Genomic DNA, 14,212 nt, shown 5'->3' on the forward strand with positions numbered 1-14,212 from the left:
GGACACCGGAAACGGTGTCCCCCTCTTCGTGAGAACACCGAGGACACCCCCGATGTACAGACTCTTCTTCCAGCTGGTCTTCAGGCGCATGGACCCGGAGCGGGCCCACCACGCCGCGTTCCGGTGGATCCGGCTCGCCGCCCGCGTCCCCGTTCTGCGCACCTTCGTCGCCGCCGCGCTCGCCCCCCGCCACCAGGAGCTGCGCACCGAGGCCCTCGGCCTGCGGATGCACGGCCCCTTCGGCCTCGCCGCCGGCTTCGACAAGAACGCCGTCGCGATCGACGGCATGTCGATGCTCGGCTTCGACCACATCGAGATCGGTACGGTCACCGGCGAGCCGCAGCCCGGAAACCCCAGGAAGCGGCTGTTCCGCCTCGTCGCGGACCGCGCGCTGATCAACCGCATGGGCTTCAACAACGAGGGCTCGGCCGCCGTAGCCGAGCGCCTGGCCGCCCGCGTGCCGGTCTTCCGGACCACGGTCGGCGTCAACATCGGCAAGACCAAGGCCGTCCCCGAGGCCGAGGCCGCCGCCGACTACGTGAAGTCCACCGAGCGGCTCGCAGCCCACGCCGACTACCTCGTCGTCAACGTCTCCTCGCCGAACACGCCGGGCCTGCGCAACCTCCAGGCCACCGAGTCGCTGCGCCCGCTGCTGTCCGCCGTGCGCGAGGCCGCCGACCGGACCGTCACCGGCCGCCGGGTCCCGCTGCTCGTCAAGATCGCCCCCGACCTCGCGGACGAGGACATCGACGCGGTCGCCGACCTCGCGGTCGAGCTGGGCCTGGACGGCATCATCGCCACCAACACCACCATCGCCCGCGACAGCCTGGGCCTGAAGTCCGCACCCTCCCTGACCGGGGAGACCGGCGGGCTGTCCGGCGCACCCCTCAAGGAACGCTCCCTGAAGGTCGTGAGCCGCCTCTACGCGCGCGTGGGCGACCGGATCACCCTGGTGGGCGTCGGAGGCATCGAGAACGCCGAGGACGCCTGGCAGCGCATCCTGGCCGGTGCCACGCTCGTGCAGGGCTACAGCGCCTTCATCTACGAGGGCCCGTTCTACGCCCGCGCGATCCACAAGGGCCTGGCCGCGCGCCTGGCCGCCTCCCCGTACTCCACCCTCGCCGACGCCGTCGGCGCCCAGACCAGGAAGGCCGTGAAATGACCCCGGAACCCTTCGGCGCACGCCTGCGCCGGGCCATGGACACCCGTGGTCCGCTCTGCGTCGGCATCGACCCGCACGCCTCCCTGCTCACCTCCTGGGGGCTGAACGACGACGTGGCGGGCCTGGAGCGCTTCACCCGCACGGTCGTGGAGGCGCTGGCGGGCCGGGTCGCCGTGCTCAAGCCGCAGTCGGCGTTCTTCGAGCGCTTCGGCTCGCGCGGCATCGCCGTCCTGGAGAAGGCCGTCGAGGAGGCCAGGGAGGCCGGTGCGCTGGTCCTGATGGACGCCAAGCGCGGTGACATCGGCTCCACCATGGGCGCCTACGCCGCCACGTACCTGGACAAGGGCTCGCCGCTGTTCTCCGACGCGGTCACCGTCTCGCCGTACCTCGGCTTCGGCTCGCTGCGGCCGGCGCTCGACGCGGCCGTGATCTCCGGCTCGGGGGTCTTCGTACTCGCCCTCACCTCCAACCCGGAGGGCGCCGAGGTGCAGCGCGCCACCGCGGCCGACGGCCGCTCGCTGGCCCAGCTGATGCTCGGCCACATGGCGGCCGAGAACGAGGGGGCCACCCCGCTCGGCTCGGTCGGCGCGGTGGTCGGGGCCACGCTCGGGGACGCGGGCGTGGACCTCGCGATCAACGGTCCGCTGCTCGCGCCCGGCATCGGCGCGCAGGGCGCGACCCCCGCGGATCTGCCGGGGGTCTTCGGTGACGCGGTACACAATGTGCTGCCCAGCGTGAGCCGGGGCGTGCTGCGCCACGGTCCGGACGCGGCAGGGCTGCGCGAAGCCGCCGAGCGGTTCACGGACGAGGTCCGCGCGGCCGTCTCGGACGGCTGACCATCCCACGTAACAGCGAGTTGACGTAATCCTGACCAAAAAACTCGGCTGTTATGCCGGAAATGTCCCGGTCGGCAAAGGCTGACCAGGACTTTTAGTCTGTTCTCGCTGACTCCGGCGGCCTTGGCCGCTAGTCTCCGTCGAGAGCCAACGCGCACAGGTTGTTCGTTGCTCACCAGGTGAGGGGCGATCCAGTTGCCTCACCGGTCCGTATCCGACAGATCGACATCCGAGGTGACGTAGGCGTGGCTCTTCCGCCCCTTACCCCTGAACAGCGCGCAGCCGCGCTCGAAAAGGCCGCCGCGGCTCGCCGGGAGCGGGCCGAGGTCAAGAATCGACTCAAGCACTCCGGCGCCTCCCTCCACGAGGTCATCAAGTCGGGCCAGGAGAACGACGTCATCGGGAAGATGAAGGTCTCCGCCCTGCTGGAGTCCCTGCCCGGCGTGGGCAAGGTCCGCGCCAAGCAGATCATGGAGCGGCTCGGCATCTCCGAGAGCCGCCGGGTCCGGGGTCTTGGCTCCAACCAGATCGCATCCCTGGAGCGTGAGTTCGGCGGCAGCGCCGCCTGACGTTCTCAGGCACTCCTGAGAACCTGGATAATCACTCCATGGCTGCAACATCCCGGGGGACGTCCCCCGTGCCCCCGGACGTACGTCCGCGGCTGACCGTGCTCTCCGGCCCCTCGGGTGTCGGCAAGAGCACGGTCGTCGCGCATATGCGCAAGGTCCATCCCGAGGTATGGCTCTCGGTGTCGGCGACGACCCGCAAGCCCCGCCCCGGCGAACGCAACGGTGTCCACTACTTCTTCGTTGACAACGAGGAGTTCGACAAGCTGATCGCCAACGGTGAGCTGCTGGAGTGGGCCGAGTTCGCCGGCAACCGCTACGGCACCCCGCGCCGCGCCGTGCAGGAGCGGCTGGAGGCGGGTGAGCCGGTGCTGCTGGAGATCGATCTCCAGGGCGCCCGGCTGGTCAGGCAGTCGATGGCCGACGCGCAGCTGGTCTTCCTCGCGCCGCCGAGCTGGGACGAGCTGGTCCGCCGGCTCACCGGCCGCGGCACCGAGGCGCCCGAGGTGATCGAACGCCGCCTCGGCGCGGCCAAGATCGAACTGGCTGCCGAATCCGAGTTCGATACGACGCTTGTCAATACCTCCGTCGAGGATGTGGCGCGTGAGCTGCTAGCCTTGATGCTGGAGGCTTCCGGCCACCGTGCCGCCGGCGACTGAACGAACGGGTCGCACCGACACGGGACCGCACCACACAGCCCCTGACTGTCAAAGATTTCTTTGATCTTCACCCCCTTCGGAAGGCAGAGAGTGTCCTCTTCCATCACCACGCCCGAGGGCATCATCAACCCGCCGATTGATGAGCTCCTCGAAGCAACCGACTCGAAGTACAGCCTCGTGATCTACGCCGCCAAGCGCGCGCGCCAGATCAACGCGTACTACTCGCAGCTCGGTGAGGGACTCCTCGAGTACGTCGGCCCGCTCGTCGACACCCACGTGCACGAGAAGCCGCTCTCGATCGCACTCCGCGAGATCAACGCGGGCCTGCTCACCTCCGAGGCCATCGAGGGCCCCGCGCAGTAAGCAGGAAACGCACCTTCACCACAGGCCCGGCGGTCTCCACCGCCGGGCCTGTGGTGTTTCCGGGGCGGCAGACCGGCGTCCGCGACGGTGAGGCAGCATGGGTGCGTACGTATCCGAGTACGTACCCGAGTGCGGGGAGACGCAGTGGAGAAGCCGAAGGTCGTTCTGGGCGTCAGCGGGGGCATCGCCGCGTACAAGGCGTGCGAGCTGCTGCGGCGGCTGACCGAGTCCGGCCACGACGTACGGGTCGTGCCGACCGAGGCCTCGCTCCACTTCGTGGGCGCGGCCACCTGGTCGGCGCTCTCCGGCCACCCGGTGTCGACCGAGGTCTGGAACGACGTCCACGAGGTCCCGCACGTGCGGATCGGGCAGCACGCCGACCTCGTCGTCGTCGCCCCCGCCACCGCCGACCTGCTGGCCCGGGCCGCCCACGGGCTGGCCGACGACCTGCTGACCAACACGCTGCTCACCGCGCGCTGTCCGGTCGTCTTCGCGCCCGCCATGCACACCGAGATGTGGGAGCACCCGGCCACCCGGGAGAACGTCGCCACCCTGCGCCGCCGGGGCGCCGTCGTCATCGAGCCCGCCGTCGGCCGGCTCACCGGCGTCGACACCGGCAAGGGCAGGCTGCCCGACCCGGCGGAGATCTTCGAGGTCTGCCGCCGCGTGCTGTCCCGGGGGCCCGTCGCCCCCGACCTGGTGGGCCGCCATGTGGTGATCAGCGCGGGCGGCACCCGGGAACCGCTCGACCCGGTCCGGTACCTCGGCAACCGCTCCTCCGGGAAGCAGGGGTACGCGCTCGCCCGCACCGCGGTCGCGCGAGGCGCGCGGGTCACACTCATCGAGGCCAACACCGGCCTGCCCGACCCGTCCGGGGCCGACGTCGTCCGGGCCGGGACCGCGATGCAGCTGCGCGAGGCCGTGCTGAAGGCGGCGGCGGACGCGGACGTCGTGGTGATGGCGGCGGCGGTGGCCGACTTCCGCCCGGCCGAGTACGCCACGGGGAAGATCAAGAAGAAGGACGGCCAGGAGCCCGCCCCGATCACGCTCGTCCGCAACCCGGACATCCTCGCCGAGGTCGCCGCGCGGCGCGCCCACCCGGAACAGATCGTGGTCGGGTTCGCCGCGGAGACCGACGACGTCCTGGCCAACGGGCGCGAGAAGCTCCGCCGCAAGGGCTGCGACCTGCTGGTGGTCAACGAGGTGGGGGAGCACAGGACCTTCGGCTCCGAGGAGAACGAAGCGGTGGTGCTCGCGGCCGACGGCGGCGAGACCCCGGTGCCGTTCGGGCCCAAGGAGGCGCTCGCCGACACGGTCTGGGACCTCGTGTCGCCGCGTCTTGGATGAATTTCAGGCGTCCTCGCCCGGCGGGTCCGATCCCTTGGGAAACGGGGCTTCGAGCGGGCCTTGCGGCGCCGCCGGAGGGTGTCCGGGCGGCCGTGCCGCATGTCACAGAACTCCCAAAGGGCGAGACACGTTGTCCGACAGCCGGAGCCGACCGATAAACTGGCCCTGGACCTTACCGGGCGCAGCTCCCGGGCCGTCCGCCAAATGATCAGCCAGCAGCCGCTGCAACCCCAGGGAGCGATGTGTCCCGCCGTCTCTTCACCTCGGAGTCCGTTACCGAGGGTCACCCCGACAAGATCGCTGACCAGATCAGCGACACCATTCTCGATGCACTTCTCCGTGAGGACCCGACGTCGCGTGTCGCCGTCGAGACCTTGATCACCACAGGTCAGGTGCATGTTGCGGGTGAGGTCACGACCAAGGCCTACGCCCCGATCGCACAGCTGGTGCGCGACAAGATCCTGGAAATCGGCTACGACTCCTCCAAGAAGGGCTTCGACGGCGCCTCCTGTGGCGTGTCGGTGTCCATCGGCGCGCAGTCGCCCGACATCGCGCAGGGTGTCGACACCGCTTACGAGAAGCGGGTCGAGGGCGACGAGGACGAACTCGACAAGCAGGGCGCCGGCGACCAGGGCCTGATGTTCGGGTACGCCTGCGACGAGACGCCCGAGCTGATGCCGCTGCCGATCCACCTCGCGCACCGGCTGTCCCGCCGCCTCTCCGAGGTCCGCAAGAACGGGACCATCCCGTACCTGCGTCCCGACGGCAAGACCCAGGTCACCATCGAGTACGACGGCGACAAGGCCGTCCGTCTCGACACGGTCGTCGTCTCCTCGCAGCACGCCAGCGACATCGACCTCGACTCGCTCCTCGCGCCCGACATCCGCGAGTTCGTCGTCGAGCACGTGCTCGGGCAGCTGATCGAGGACGGCATCAAGCTGGACACCGAGGGCTACCGTCTGCTGGTCAACCCGACCGGACGTTTCGAGATCGGCGGCCCGATGGGCGACGCCGGCCTGACCGGCCGCAAGATCATCATCGACACCTACGGAGGCATGGCCCGCCACGGCGGCGGGGCGTTCTCCGGCAAGGACCCGTCGAAGGTGGACCGCTCGGCCGCGTACGCGATGCGCTGGGTGGCCAAGAACGTCGTCGCCGCGGGCCTCGCGGCCCGCTGCGAGGTACAGGTCGCCTACGCGATCGGCAAGGCCGAGCCGGTGGGCCTCTTCGTCGAGACCTTCGGCACCGCGGTGATCGAGACCGAGAAGATCGAGCACGCCATCGGCGTGGTCTTCGACCTCCGCCCGGCCGCGATCATCCGCGACCTCGACCTGCTCCGCCCGATCTACGCCCAGACCGCCGCGTACGGCCACTTCGGCCGTGAGCTTCCCGACTTCACGTGGGAGCGCACGGACCGGGTGGACGCACTGCGCAAGGCCGCAGGCCTGTAGGACCTCGGTCGCCCCTCGCGGGCAACCCCTTCCGCCGGAGCCCGGACGCCTCATCGGTGTCCGGGCTCCGGCGTTTCTCCCCGCCCGAACGGGAGGGGCGGCGCAGGCCGGAGCGGCCGGCGCCGCCCGCTGTCAGTGGCATCTGGTAGGAATTTGGCTGTGAGCAGCGACAACGAGCGGTCCGACGAGCCCGGCACCGGGGCGCCGGAGCAGCTTGCGCTGATTCGGGAGACGGTGCGCCGGGCCAAGGTGCCCCGGGCCAAACCACGGACCTGGCGCGGGGCCGCCCTCGCCGGCGAGCTGCCCGTGGCCCGAGTCCTGGTGAACAAGGGCGCGCTCCATCTCGACCAGTACTTCGACTACGCCGTCCCCGAGGAGCTCGACGCCGACGCGCAGCCCGGGGTTCGGGTGCGGGTGCGTTTCGGTGCCGGCGGGCGCAATGTCCGGGGCGGGCGGCGCGAGGGCGGCGGGCTGATCGACGGATTCCTGGTCGAGCGGCTGGCCGAGTCCGACTACAGCGGAGCACTGGCCGCGCTCGCCTCCGTCGTGTCACCCGAACCCGTCCTCGGACCGGAGCTGCTCGGCCTCGCCCGCGCCGTCGCCGACCGGTACGCGGGCAGCCTCGCGGACGTCCTGCAGCTCGCGGTGCCGCCGAGGAACGCACGGGCCGAGTCCAGACCGTCTCCCGAACCGCTGCCGCCGCCCCCGGCGCCCTCTCCCGGCACCTGGGCGCGGTACGGGCAGGGCGCGGCGTTCCTGGAGGCGCTCGCCTCGGGCGGCGCGCCCAGGGCCGTGTGGACCGCGCTGCCGGGCCCGCGCTGGCCCGAGGAGATCGCCGGGGCCGTCGCCGCGACCCTCGCGTCGGGGCGCGGCGCACTGGTCGTGGTCCCCGACGGACGGACCGCGGGGCGGGTCGACGCCGCGCTCTCCGGGATCCTCGGGGAGGGCCGCCACGCCCTGCTGACCGCCGGCTCGGGACCCGAGAAGCGCTACCGGGAGTGGCTCGCCGTACGGCGCGGGTCCGTCCGGGCGGTGGTCGGGACGCGGGCCGCGATGTTCGCCCCGGTCGCCGACCTCGGCCTGGTCGCCGTCTGGGACGACGGGGACTCCAGCCACAGCGATGACAACGCCCCCTTCCCGCACGTCCGCGAGGTCCTTGAGCTACGGGCCGCGCACGGCAGATGCGCCTTCCTGCTCGGCGGCACGAACTGCACCGTGGAGGCCGCTCAGCTGGTGGAGAGCGGCTGGGCACTGCCGCTGCGCGCCGACCGGGAGCAGACGCGGATCGCGGCGCCCCTGGTGCGTACCGTCGGCGACGGCGAGCTCGCGCGGGACGGCGCCGCCCGGTCCGCGAGGCTGCCGAGCCTCGCGTGGCAGACCGTGCGGGACGGGCTGCGCAGCGGCCCGGTGCTCGTGCAGGTGCCGCGTCGCGGGTACGCTCCGCGACTGGCCTGCGAGCGCTGCCGGGAGCCCGCGCGGTGCCGGCACTGCGCGGGGCCGCTGGAGGCGCCCGACCAGCAGGACCTGAACTGCGCCTGGTGCGGCCGGGCCGAGACGTCCTGGCACTGCGTCGCCTGCGGGGCCCGCCGGCTGCGCGCGCAGATCGTCGGCGCCCGCCGGACCGCGGAGGAGCTCGGCCGGGCGTTCCCCGCAGTGCCGGTGCGGACCTCCGGGCGCGACCATGTGCTGGACTCGGTACCGGACCAGCCCGCGCTCGTGGTCAGCACCCCGGGCGCCGAACCGGTCGCCGACGGCGGATACGCGGCGGCGCTGCTGCTGGACGGCTGGGCGATGGTCGGCCGCCCCGACCTGCGGGCCGGGGAGGAGGCGCTGCGCCGCTGGACGGCCGCCGCCGCGCTGGTGCGGGGGCAGCCCGAGGGCGGCACGGTGGTGATCGTCGCCGAGCCGACGCTGCGGCCGGTGCAGGCCCTGGTGCGCTGGGACCCGGTCGGGCACGCGCGCCGAGAGCTCGCGGAACGGGCCGAGCTGGGCTTTCCGCCGGTGTCCCGGATGGCTTCGGTGACGGGAGAGCCGCAGGCGCTCGCCGCGTTCCTGGCCGCCGCGGAACTGCCGCCGGACGCGGAGGTCCTCGGTCCGGTGCCGGTCCCCGGCAGCGAGCCGGGACGGCCCCGCCGGCCCTTCGACGCACCGCCGGGGGAGACCTGGGAGCGGGCCCTGATCCGGGTGCGTCCGGGCAGCGGGGCGGCGCTGGCGGCCGCGCTGAAGGCGGCGCAGTCGGCGCGGATGTCGCGGGGCGGTGGGGGCGGCGGTGCGGTGCGGATTCGGGTGGATCCGCCGGACATCGGGTGACGGGGCGCTGGTGACGGTGCGGCGGAGGGGGCGGCTGAGGGTGCGGGGCGCCCGCTGGACGCTCTGTCCTCAATCGCCGGACGGGCTTGAGTGGCTTGCGGACGGGTTGGAGCGGGTGTGGACAGGGGCCGAGGGAGGGGTGTGCCTGTCCCGGCGGCGTGCGGCGGGACAGGCACGGGTGTGGTGCGTCAGCCGTTGCGCGGACCCGGGAAGGCCCCCGGGCGCAGGTCCTCGCGCAGGGGCGGGCGGTCCGCCGACGGCTGCGGGGGCATCGAGCGCGCGGCCGGGACGGCGGGCAGTGCGGGAGCGGCGGGTGATCCGGGAACGACCGGCACCGGTCGCTGCACCACGGGCTCGGCGGCCTCGGCCGCCAACGGCTGGGGGGTGGCGCGCCGTGTGCCGTAGCGGCGGTGGACCGCCTGCTTGGTGACTCCCAGCGCGGAGCCCACCGCGTCCCAGGAGAAGCCCAGCGAACGGTCGAAGTCCACTGCCGCGGTCACCAGGGTCTCGACACTGTCCCGCAGTTCCTGCGCCAGCCTGACGGTGGGGGCCGGGGCCCTGCCGTAGACGACGAAGCCCGCGGACGGGCCGGAGCGGCGCGGACGGTAGACGTTGCCCAGTTGGGCGGTGAGCGTGCGCAGCGCGTCCACCTGCCGCCGGACCCGCTCGATGTCCCGCACCAGAAGATGCAGGCTGGCCCGCGCTTGGGCGTCGTGGGTTGCGTGGTCGGCCATGAAGAAGCCTCTCGAACCGGCGTTGAAAGGGATCGGGCCGCACCGTGGCGGCTCGCTTCGGTCAATCTCTCTTGACCAACGCCTCAGCCGGGGATGTGGTCACGCTCCGGGGGCGTATACGCACCCGCGAGGGGCGCGCAATGGCGCGTACGCCCCCCGGCCGCCGGGCCCATAGACTTGTGCGTTGCTCGTCACCGTAACGTTTCGGCCTGAGAGGCAGTCAGCCACCCATGAAGCTCGTCTTCGCAGGCACCCCCGAGGTAGCCGTACCCGCACTCGACGCCCTGATCGCCTCCGGCCGGCACGAGGTCGCCGCTGTCGTGACCCGGCCCGACGCGCCCGCGGGGCGCGGCCGCCGCCTGGTCGCCAGTCCCGTCGCCGAACGGGCCGAGGAGGCCGGGATCGAGGTCCTCAAGCCGGCCAGGCCCCGGGACGAGGACTTCCTGGCGCGGCTGCGGGAGATCGCGCCGGACTGCTGCCCGGTCGTCGCCTACGGGGCGCTGCTGCCCAAGAGCGCACTCGACATCCCCGCCCGCGGCTGGGTCAACCTCCACTTCTCGCTGCTGCCCGCCTGGCGCGGTGCCGCACCCGTGCAGCACGCCGTCATGGCGGGCGACGAGGTCACGGGTGCCGCCACCTTCCTGATCGAGGAGGGGCTCGACTCCGGGCCGGTGTACGGCGTCCTGACCGAGGAGGTCCGGCCCACCGACACCAGCGGTGATCTGCTGACCCGGCTGGCGTTCGCCGGAGCCGGGCTGCTCGCCGCCACGATGGACGGGATCGAGGACGGCACCCTGCACGCAGTTCCGCAGCCCGACAGCGGAATCACCCTCGCGCCGAAGATCACCGTCGAGGACGCCCAGGTCCAGTGGTCGGCGCCCGCACTCCGCGTCGACCGGGTGGTCCGCGGCTGCACCCCCGCCCCCGGCGCCTGGACCCTCTTCCGCGGGGAACGGCTCAAGCTGATCCAGGCCGTGCCCGTCCTGGACCGGACCGATCTGGCCCCCGGCGAGCTGTCAGCGGCCAAGAACAACGTCCACGTGGGCACCGGATCGCACGCGATCGAGCTGCTCTGGGTCCAGCCGCAGGGCAAGAAGCCGATGCGCGCCGCGGACTGGGCGCGCGGGGTGCGCATCGTTCCCGGCGAGCTCGTGGGGATCTAGGGATCCAGGGATCCAGGGATCCAGGGTCCAGGGATCCGTCGGGACGGCGGAGCGGGGCGGGACGGGGACGTAGGCTGGGGCAGTTCGCCCTCTCACCATCAGCGGAGCACCTTTCACGTGAACGACCAGCCGCGTCGCCGTCCCGCCACACCGCACCGCCGCCCGCAGAAGGACCAGGTCCGGTTCCTTGCCTTCGAGGCCCTCAGGGCCGTCGACGAACGCGACGCGTACGCCAACCTCGTCCTCCCCCCGCTGTTGAAGAAGGCCCGCGCCAAGGGCGACTTCGACAGCCGGGACGCGGCCCTGGCGACCGAGCTGGTCTACGGAACGCTGCGCCGCCAGGGCACGTACGACGCGATCGTCGCCGCCTGCATCGACCGGCCGCTGCGCGAGGTCGACCCGCCGGTCCTGGACGTGCTGAACATGGGCGTGCACCAGCTGCTCGGCACCCGTATCCCGACCCACGCCGCGGTCTCCGCCAGTGTGGAACTGGCCCGGGTGGTGCTCGGCGAGGGGCGCGCCAAGTTCGTCAACGCCGTCCTGCGCAAGGTCTCCGCGGACGACCTCGACGGGTGGGTGGCACGGGTCGCCCCCTCTTACGAGGACGACGCGGAGGACCACCTCGCCCTCGTGCACTCGCATCCGCGCTGGGTCGTCTCCGCGCTCTGGGACGCTCTCGGCGGCGGCCGCGCGGGCATCGAGGACCTGCTGGAGGCCGACAACGAACGGCCCGAGGTCACCCTGGTCGCCCGCCCCGGCCGCTCCACCACCGATGAGCTGCTCGACGCGCTCGGCGAGGAGAACGGGCTCCCGGGCCGCTGGTCGCCCTACGCCGTGCGGATGGCCGAGGGCGGCGAGCCCGGAGCTCTGACCGCCGTGCAGGAGAGCCGGGCAGGTGTTCAGGACGAGGGCAGCCAGCTCGTCGCCGCGGCTCTCGCCAACGCGCCGCTGGAGGGCAGGGACACCCGCTGGCTCGACGGCTGCGCCGGCCCCGGCGGCAAGGCCGCCCTGCTGGCCGCCCTCGCGGCCGGACGCGGCGCCGCCCTGCTGGCGGCCGAGAAGCAGCCGCACCGGGCCCGCCTCGTCGAGCGCTCCCTCGCCGGCAACCCCGGCCCGTACCAGGTGATCACCGCCGACGGCACCCGCCCGCCGTGGCGGCCCGACACCTTCGACCGGATCCTGATGGACGTCCCGTGCTCGGGCCTCGGCGCGCTGCGCCGCCGGCCGGAGGCCCGCTGGCGACGCCGCAAGGAGGACCTGGAGAGCTTCGCGCCGCTCCAGCGCGGTCTGCTGCGCGAGGCGCTGAAGGCCGTACGGATCGGCGGTGTCGTCGGGTACGCGACCTGCTCCCCGCACCTCGCGGAGACCCGGGTGGTCGTCGAGGACGTACTCAAGGGCCGCGGCGGGGCGCCGGTCGAGGCCGAGTGGGTGGACGCCCGTCCGCTGATGCCCGGGGTGCCCGCCCTGGGCGACGGACCGGACGTCCAGCTGTGGCCGCATCTGCACGGCACGGACGCGATGTACCTCGCCGTGCTGCGGCGAACCGGCTGACCGGATCCGCCCGGCGGGGCGGCCCGTCGCCGGACCGGGGGGTGAAAAATCCGGGAATGTGCGAACCGTAATGATCCCGTGAGGCTTTGGAGCGCACCGGAGCGGGGAAGTGCCGCAGAACATGGCAGGCTTGGCCCATGGCCCAGATCAACCCCAGCATTCTCTCCGCCGACTTCGCACGCCTCGCCGAGGAGGCGCAGGCCGTCGAAGGTGCCGACTGGCTCCATGTCGATGTCATGGACAACCACTTCGTGCCCAATCTGACCCTCGGCGTTCCGATCGTGGAATCGCTCAGCAGGGCCACGGCCACGCCGCTGGACTGCCATCTGATGATCGAGGACGCGGACCGCTGGGCCCCGCAGTACGTCGAGGCGGGGGCGGGATCCGTCACCTTCCACGTGGAGGCCGCGGCCGCCCCCGTGCGGCTGGCGCGGGAGATCCGGGCCAAGGGTGCCCGCGCGTCCATGGCGCTCAGGCCGGCGACGCCCATCGAGCCGTACGAGGACCTGCTCCCCGAGCTCGACATGCTGCTGATCATGACGGTGGAGCCGGGCTTCGGGGGCCAGTCCTTCCTGGACATCATGCTGCCGAAGATCCGCCGCACCCGTGAACTGATCTCCAGGCACGGTCTCGAACTGTGGCTCCAGGTCGACGGCGGGGTCTCCGAGTCCACCATCGAGCGGTGCGCCGACGCCGGCGCCGACGTCTTCGTCGCGGGCTCCGCCGTGTACGGGGCCAAGGACCCGGCCGCGGCGGTACGGGCCCTGCGCGCCAAGGCCGACGGAGCCATCGCCTCGGCGCAGTGGGCGTGCGGCCACTGACGCGGGCGACGGAGCAGGCAGCCTCCGGCCCCCGGCCGCAGGTCGGCCCGGCCAAGGGCAGATGAACGCGGTCCGACGGGACCGGTCAAGGATCGCCGTATCTGACAGGATGAACGGCGTATCGAGGCGTGAACAGCAGTGAGGAGAACGCGGTGTCTGCAATGTCGGCGGGCCGGTCCGCCCTGCGGATGGGGCCCGCGGAGCTGGTGCAGGCGGCGGCCATGGCCCGCCGCTTCTACCTTGAGGGCAAATCCAAGATCCAGATCGCAGAGGAGTTCGGCGTCAGCCGCTTCAAGGTCGCCAGGGTCCTGGAGACGGCGCTGGAGCGTGACCTCGTACGGATCGAGATCCGGGTCCCCGCCGAGCTGGACGCCGAGCGCTCCGACGCGCTGCGCGCCCGCTACGGGCTGCGCCACGCGGTCGTGGTCGAATCCCCGGCCGAGGAGCAGGACGACGCCGCCGACCCGGAGAACCTCGGCGAGGTCGCGGCCGATCTGCTGGGCGAACTGGTGAACGAGGGCGATGTGCTCGGACTCGCCTGGGGCCGGTCCACCATCCACATGGCCGCCGCCCTGGACCGGCTCCCGCCGTGCACGGTCGTGCAGCTCACCGGGGTGTACGACGCGGGGACCGCCGAGCGCGGCTCGGTCGAGGCGGTCCGGCGGGCCGCCCAGGTCGCCGGCGGCGAGGCCCACCCCATCTACGCGCCGATGCTGCTGCCCGACCCGGCCACCGCTGCCGCGCTGCGCCACCAGACCGGGATCGCCCGCGCCTTCGAGTACTTCGACAAGGTGACGGTCGCGGCGGTGTCCATCGGCTCCTGGGAGCCCGGCATCTCCACGGTCCACGACATGCTGTCCGACGAGGAGCGCGAGCACTACGCCTCGCTCGGCGTCGCCGCCGAGATGTCGGCGCACCTCTTCGACTCGGAGGGCCGGCGGGTCGGCCGGGACCTGGGCGAGCGCTGCATCACGGTCGAGGCGGACCGGCTGCGCCGGATCCCCGAGGTGGTGGCGATCGCGGGCGGCCAGCGCAAGGCCGCGGCGATCGGCGCGGTGCTCCGGTCCGGTCTGGTCACCAGCCTGGTGACGGACACCGCGGCGGCCGACTACCTGCTGACCGACTCGGCCGCGCCGCGCAGGCCCGCGCTGGACCGGGCCGACCCGGACGGCAACGGCGAGGAGCAGGACGCGCTCGCCGACCCGGCCGAAGGCAGGCGCTGGCCGCGGGAGCACGGCGGTGACGGCAG

13 protein-coding genes are annotated in these 14,212 nt (G+C 72.7%); 12 read left to right on the forward strand and 1 reads right to left on the reverse strand.

All coding sequences use genetic code 11. The features are described from left to right. Positions 1 to 52 precede the first annotated feature (52 nt). The 8 genes from AB0I52_RS20310 to AB0I52_RS20345 all read left to right on the forward strand — a co-directional run bounded on the left by AB0I52_RS20310 (position 53) and on the right by AB0I52_RS20345 (position 8,694). Entirely contained in the window at positions 53 to 1,162 is a 1,110-nt protein-coding gene (locus tag AB0I52_RS20310) for a quinone-dependent dihydroorotate dehydrogenase (RefSeq protein WP_363074426.1), read from the forward strand. After that, entirely contained in the window at positions 1,159 to 1,998 is an 840-nt protein-coding gene (pyrF, locus tag AB0I52_RS20315; protein ID WP_363074428.1) for an orotidine-5'-phosphate decarboxylase, read from the forward strand. The genes AB0I52_RS20310 and pyrF overlap by 4 nt, the downstream gene beginning before the upstream one ends. A gap of 245 nt (positions 1,999 to 2,243) precedes the next feature. Further along, complete coding sequence (locus AB0I52_RS20320) at positions 2,244 to 2,567, forward strand: integration host factor (RefSeq protein ID WP_018524251.1); 324 nt, start codon at positions 2,244 to 2,246, stop codon at positions 2,565 to 2,567. 38 nt (positions 2,568 to 2,605) lie between these two features. Continuing rightward, positions 2,606 to 3,223: a guanylate kinase gene (gmk, locus tag AB0I52_RS20325; RefSeq protein WP_362964849.1), complete on the forward strand. Its 618-nt coding sequence runs from the start codon at positions 2,606 to 2,608 to the stop codon at positions 3,221 to 3,223. Positions 3,224 to 3,313: 90 nt separating this feature from the next. Beyond that, a complete protein-coding gene (gene rpoZ, locus AB0I52_RS20330; protein ID WP_003970369.1) occupies positions 3,314 to 3,586 on the forward strand; it encodes a DNA-directed RNA polymerase subunit omega in 273 nt (90 codons plus the stop codon). Between the two features lie 144 nt (positions 3,587 to 3,730). Then, a complete protein-coding gene (coaBC, locus tag AB0I52_RS20335; protein WP_363074430.1) occupies positions 3,731 to 4,933 on the forward strand; it encodes a bifunctional phosphopantothenoylcysteine decarboxylase/phosphopantothenate--cysteine ligase CoaBC in 1,203 nt (400 codons plus the stop codon). Between the two features lie 242 nt (positions 4,934 to 5,175). Continuing rightward, positions 5,176 to 6,384, forward strand: coding sequence for a methionine adenosyltransferase (gene metK / locus AB0I52_RS20340; protein ID WP_363074432.1), 1,209 nt, complete (start codon positions 5,176 to 5,178; stop codon positions 6,382 to 6,384). Positions 6,385 to 6,543: 159 nt separating this feature from the next. Further along, positions 6,544 to 8,694, forward strand: a complete 2,151-nt coding sequence (locus AB0I52_RS20345; RefSeq protein ID WP_363074434.1) for a primosomal protein N' — start codon at positions 6,544 to 6,546, stop codon at positions 8,692 to 8,694. A gap of 188 nt (positions 8,695 to 8,882) precedes the next feature. Here the strand turns inward: AB0I52_RS20345 and AB0I52_RS20350 are convergent, their stop codons facing one another. Further along, on the reverse strand, positions 8,883 to 9,428 hold the full coding sequence (locus AB0I52_RS20350) for a hypothetical protein (RefSeq protein ID WP_363074436.1): 546 nt from the start codon (positions 9,426 to 9,428) through the stop codon (positions 8,883 to 8,885). A gap of 230 nt (positions 9,429 to 9,658) precedes the next feature. Between AB0I52_RS20350 and fmt the strand changes: the two genes are divergently transcribed. The 4 genes from fmt to AB0I52_RS20370 form a co-directional block, all read left to right on the forward strand. Further along, the gene (fmt, locus tag AB0I52_RS20355) at positions 9,659 to 10,591 is read left to right on the forward strand and encodes a methionyl-tRNA formyltransferase (RefSeq protein WP_363074438.1); all 933 of its coding nucleotides are present in this window, start codon (positions 9,659 to 9,661) and stop codon (positions 10,589 to 10,591) included. 117 nt (positions 10,592 to 10,708) lie between these two features. Further along, positions 10,709 to 12,142 carry a transcription antitermination factor NusB gene (locus tag AB0I52_RS20360; RefSeq protein WP_363074440.1) on the forward strand — a complete coding sequence of 478 codons (1,434 nt, stop codon included), beginning with the start codon at positions 10,709 to 10,711 and terminating at the stop codon, positions 12,140 to 12,142. Between the two features lie 137 nt (positions 12,143 to 12,279). Next, on the forward strand, positions 12,280 to 12,963 hold the full coding sequence (gene rpe, locus AB0I52_RS20365; protein ID WP_362964835.1) for a ribulose-phosphate 3-epimerase: 684 nt from the start codon (positions 12,280 to 12,282) through the stop codon (positions 12,961 to 12,963). Between the two features lie 128 nt (positions 12,964 to 13,091). Beyond that, positions 13,092 to 14,212: sugar-binding domain-containing protein (locus AB0I52_RS20370; protein ID WP_363074443.1), on the forward strand; the 1,121-nt coding region annotated here is incomplete at its 3' end.

This window comes from Streptomyces sp. NPDC050423, assembly GCF_040655445.1.
Classification (GTDB): Bacteria; Actinomycetota; Actinomycetes; order Streptomycetales; family Streptomycetaceae; genus Streptomyces.

Excerpts from the sequence above, each read along its gene's own strand:
- AB0I52_RS20350 (WP_363074436.1), bottom strand. The coding sequence starts at position 9,428 with ATGGCCGACCACGCAACCCACGACGCCCAAGCGCGGGCCAGCCTGCAT.
- pyrF (WP_363074428.1), top strand. The coding sequence starts at position 1,159 with ATGACCCCGGAACCCTTCGGCGCACGCCTGCGCCGGGCCATGGACACC.
- rpe (WP_362964835.1), top strand. The coding sequence starts at position 12,280 with ATGGCCCAGATCAACCCCAGCATTCTCTCCGCCGACTTCGCACGCCTC.
- fmt (WP_363074438.1), top strand. The coding sequence starts at position 9,659 with ATGAAGCTCGTCTTCGCAGGCACCCCCGAGGTAGCCGTACCCGCACTC.
- AB0I52_RS20310 (WP_363074426.1), top strand. The coding sequence starts at position 53 with ATGTACAGACTCTTCTTCCAGCTGGTCTTCAGGCGCATGGACCCGGAG.
- gmk (WP_362964849.1), top strand. The coding sequence starts at position 2,606 with ATGGCTGCAACATCCCGGGGGACGTCCCCCGTGCCCCCGGACGTACGT.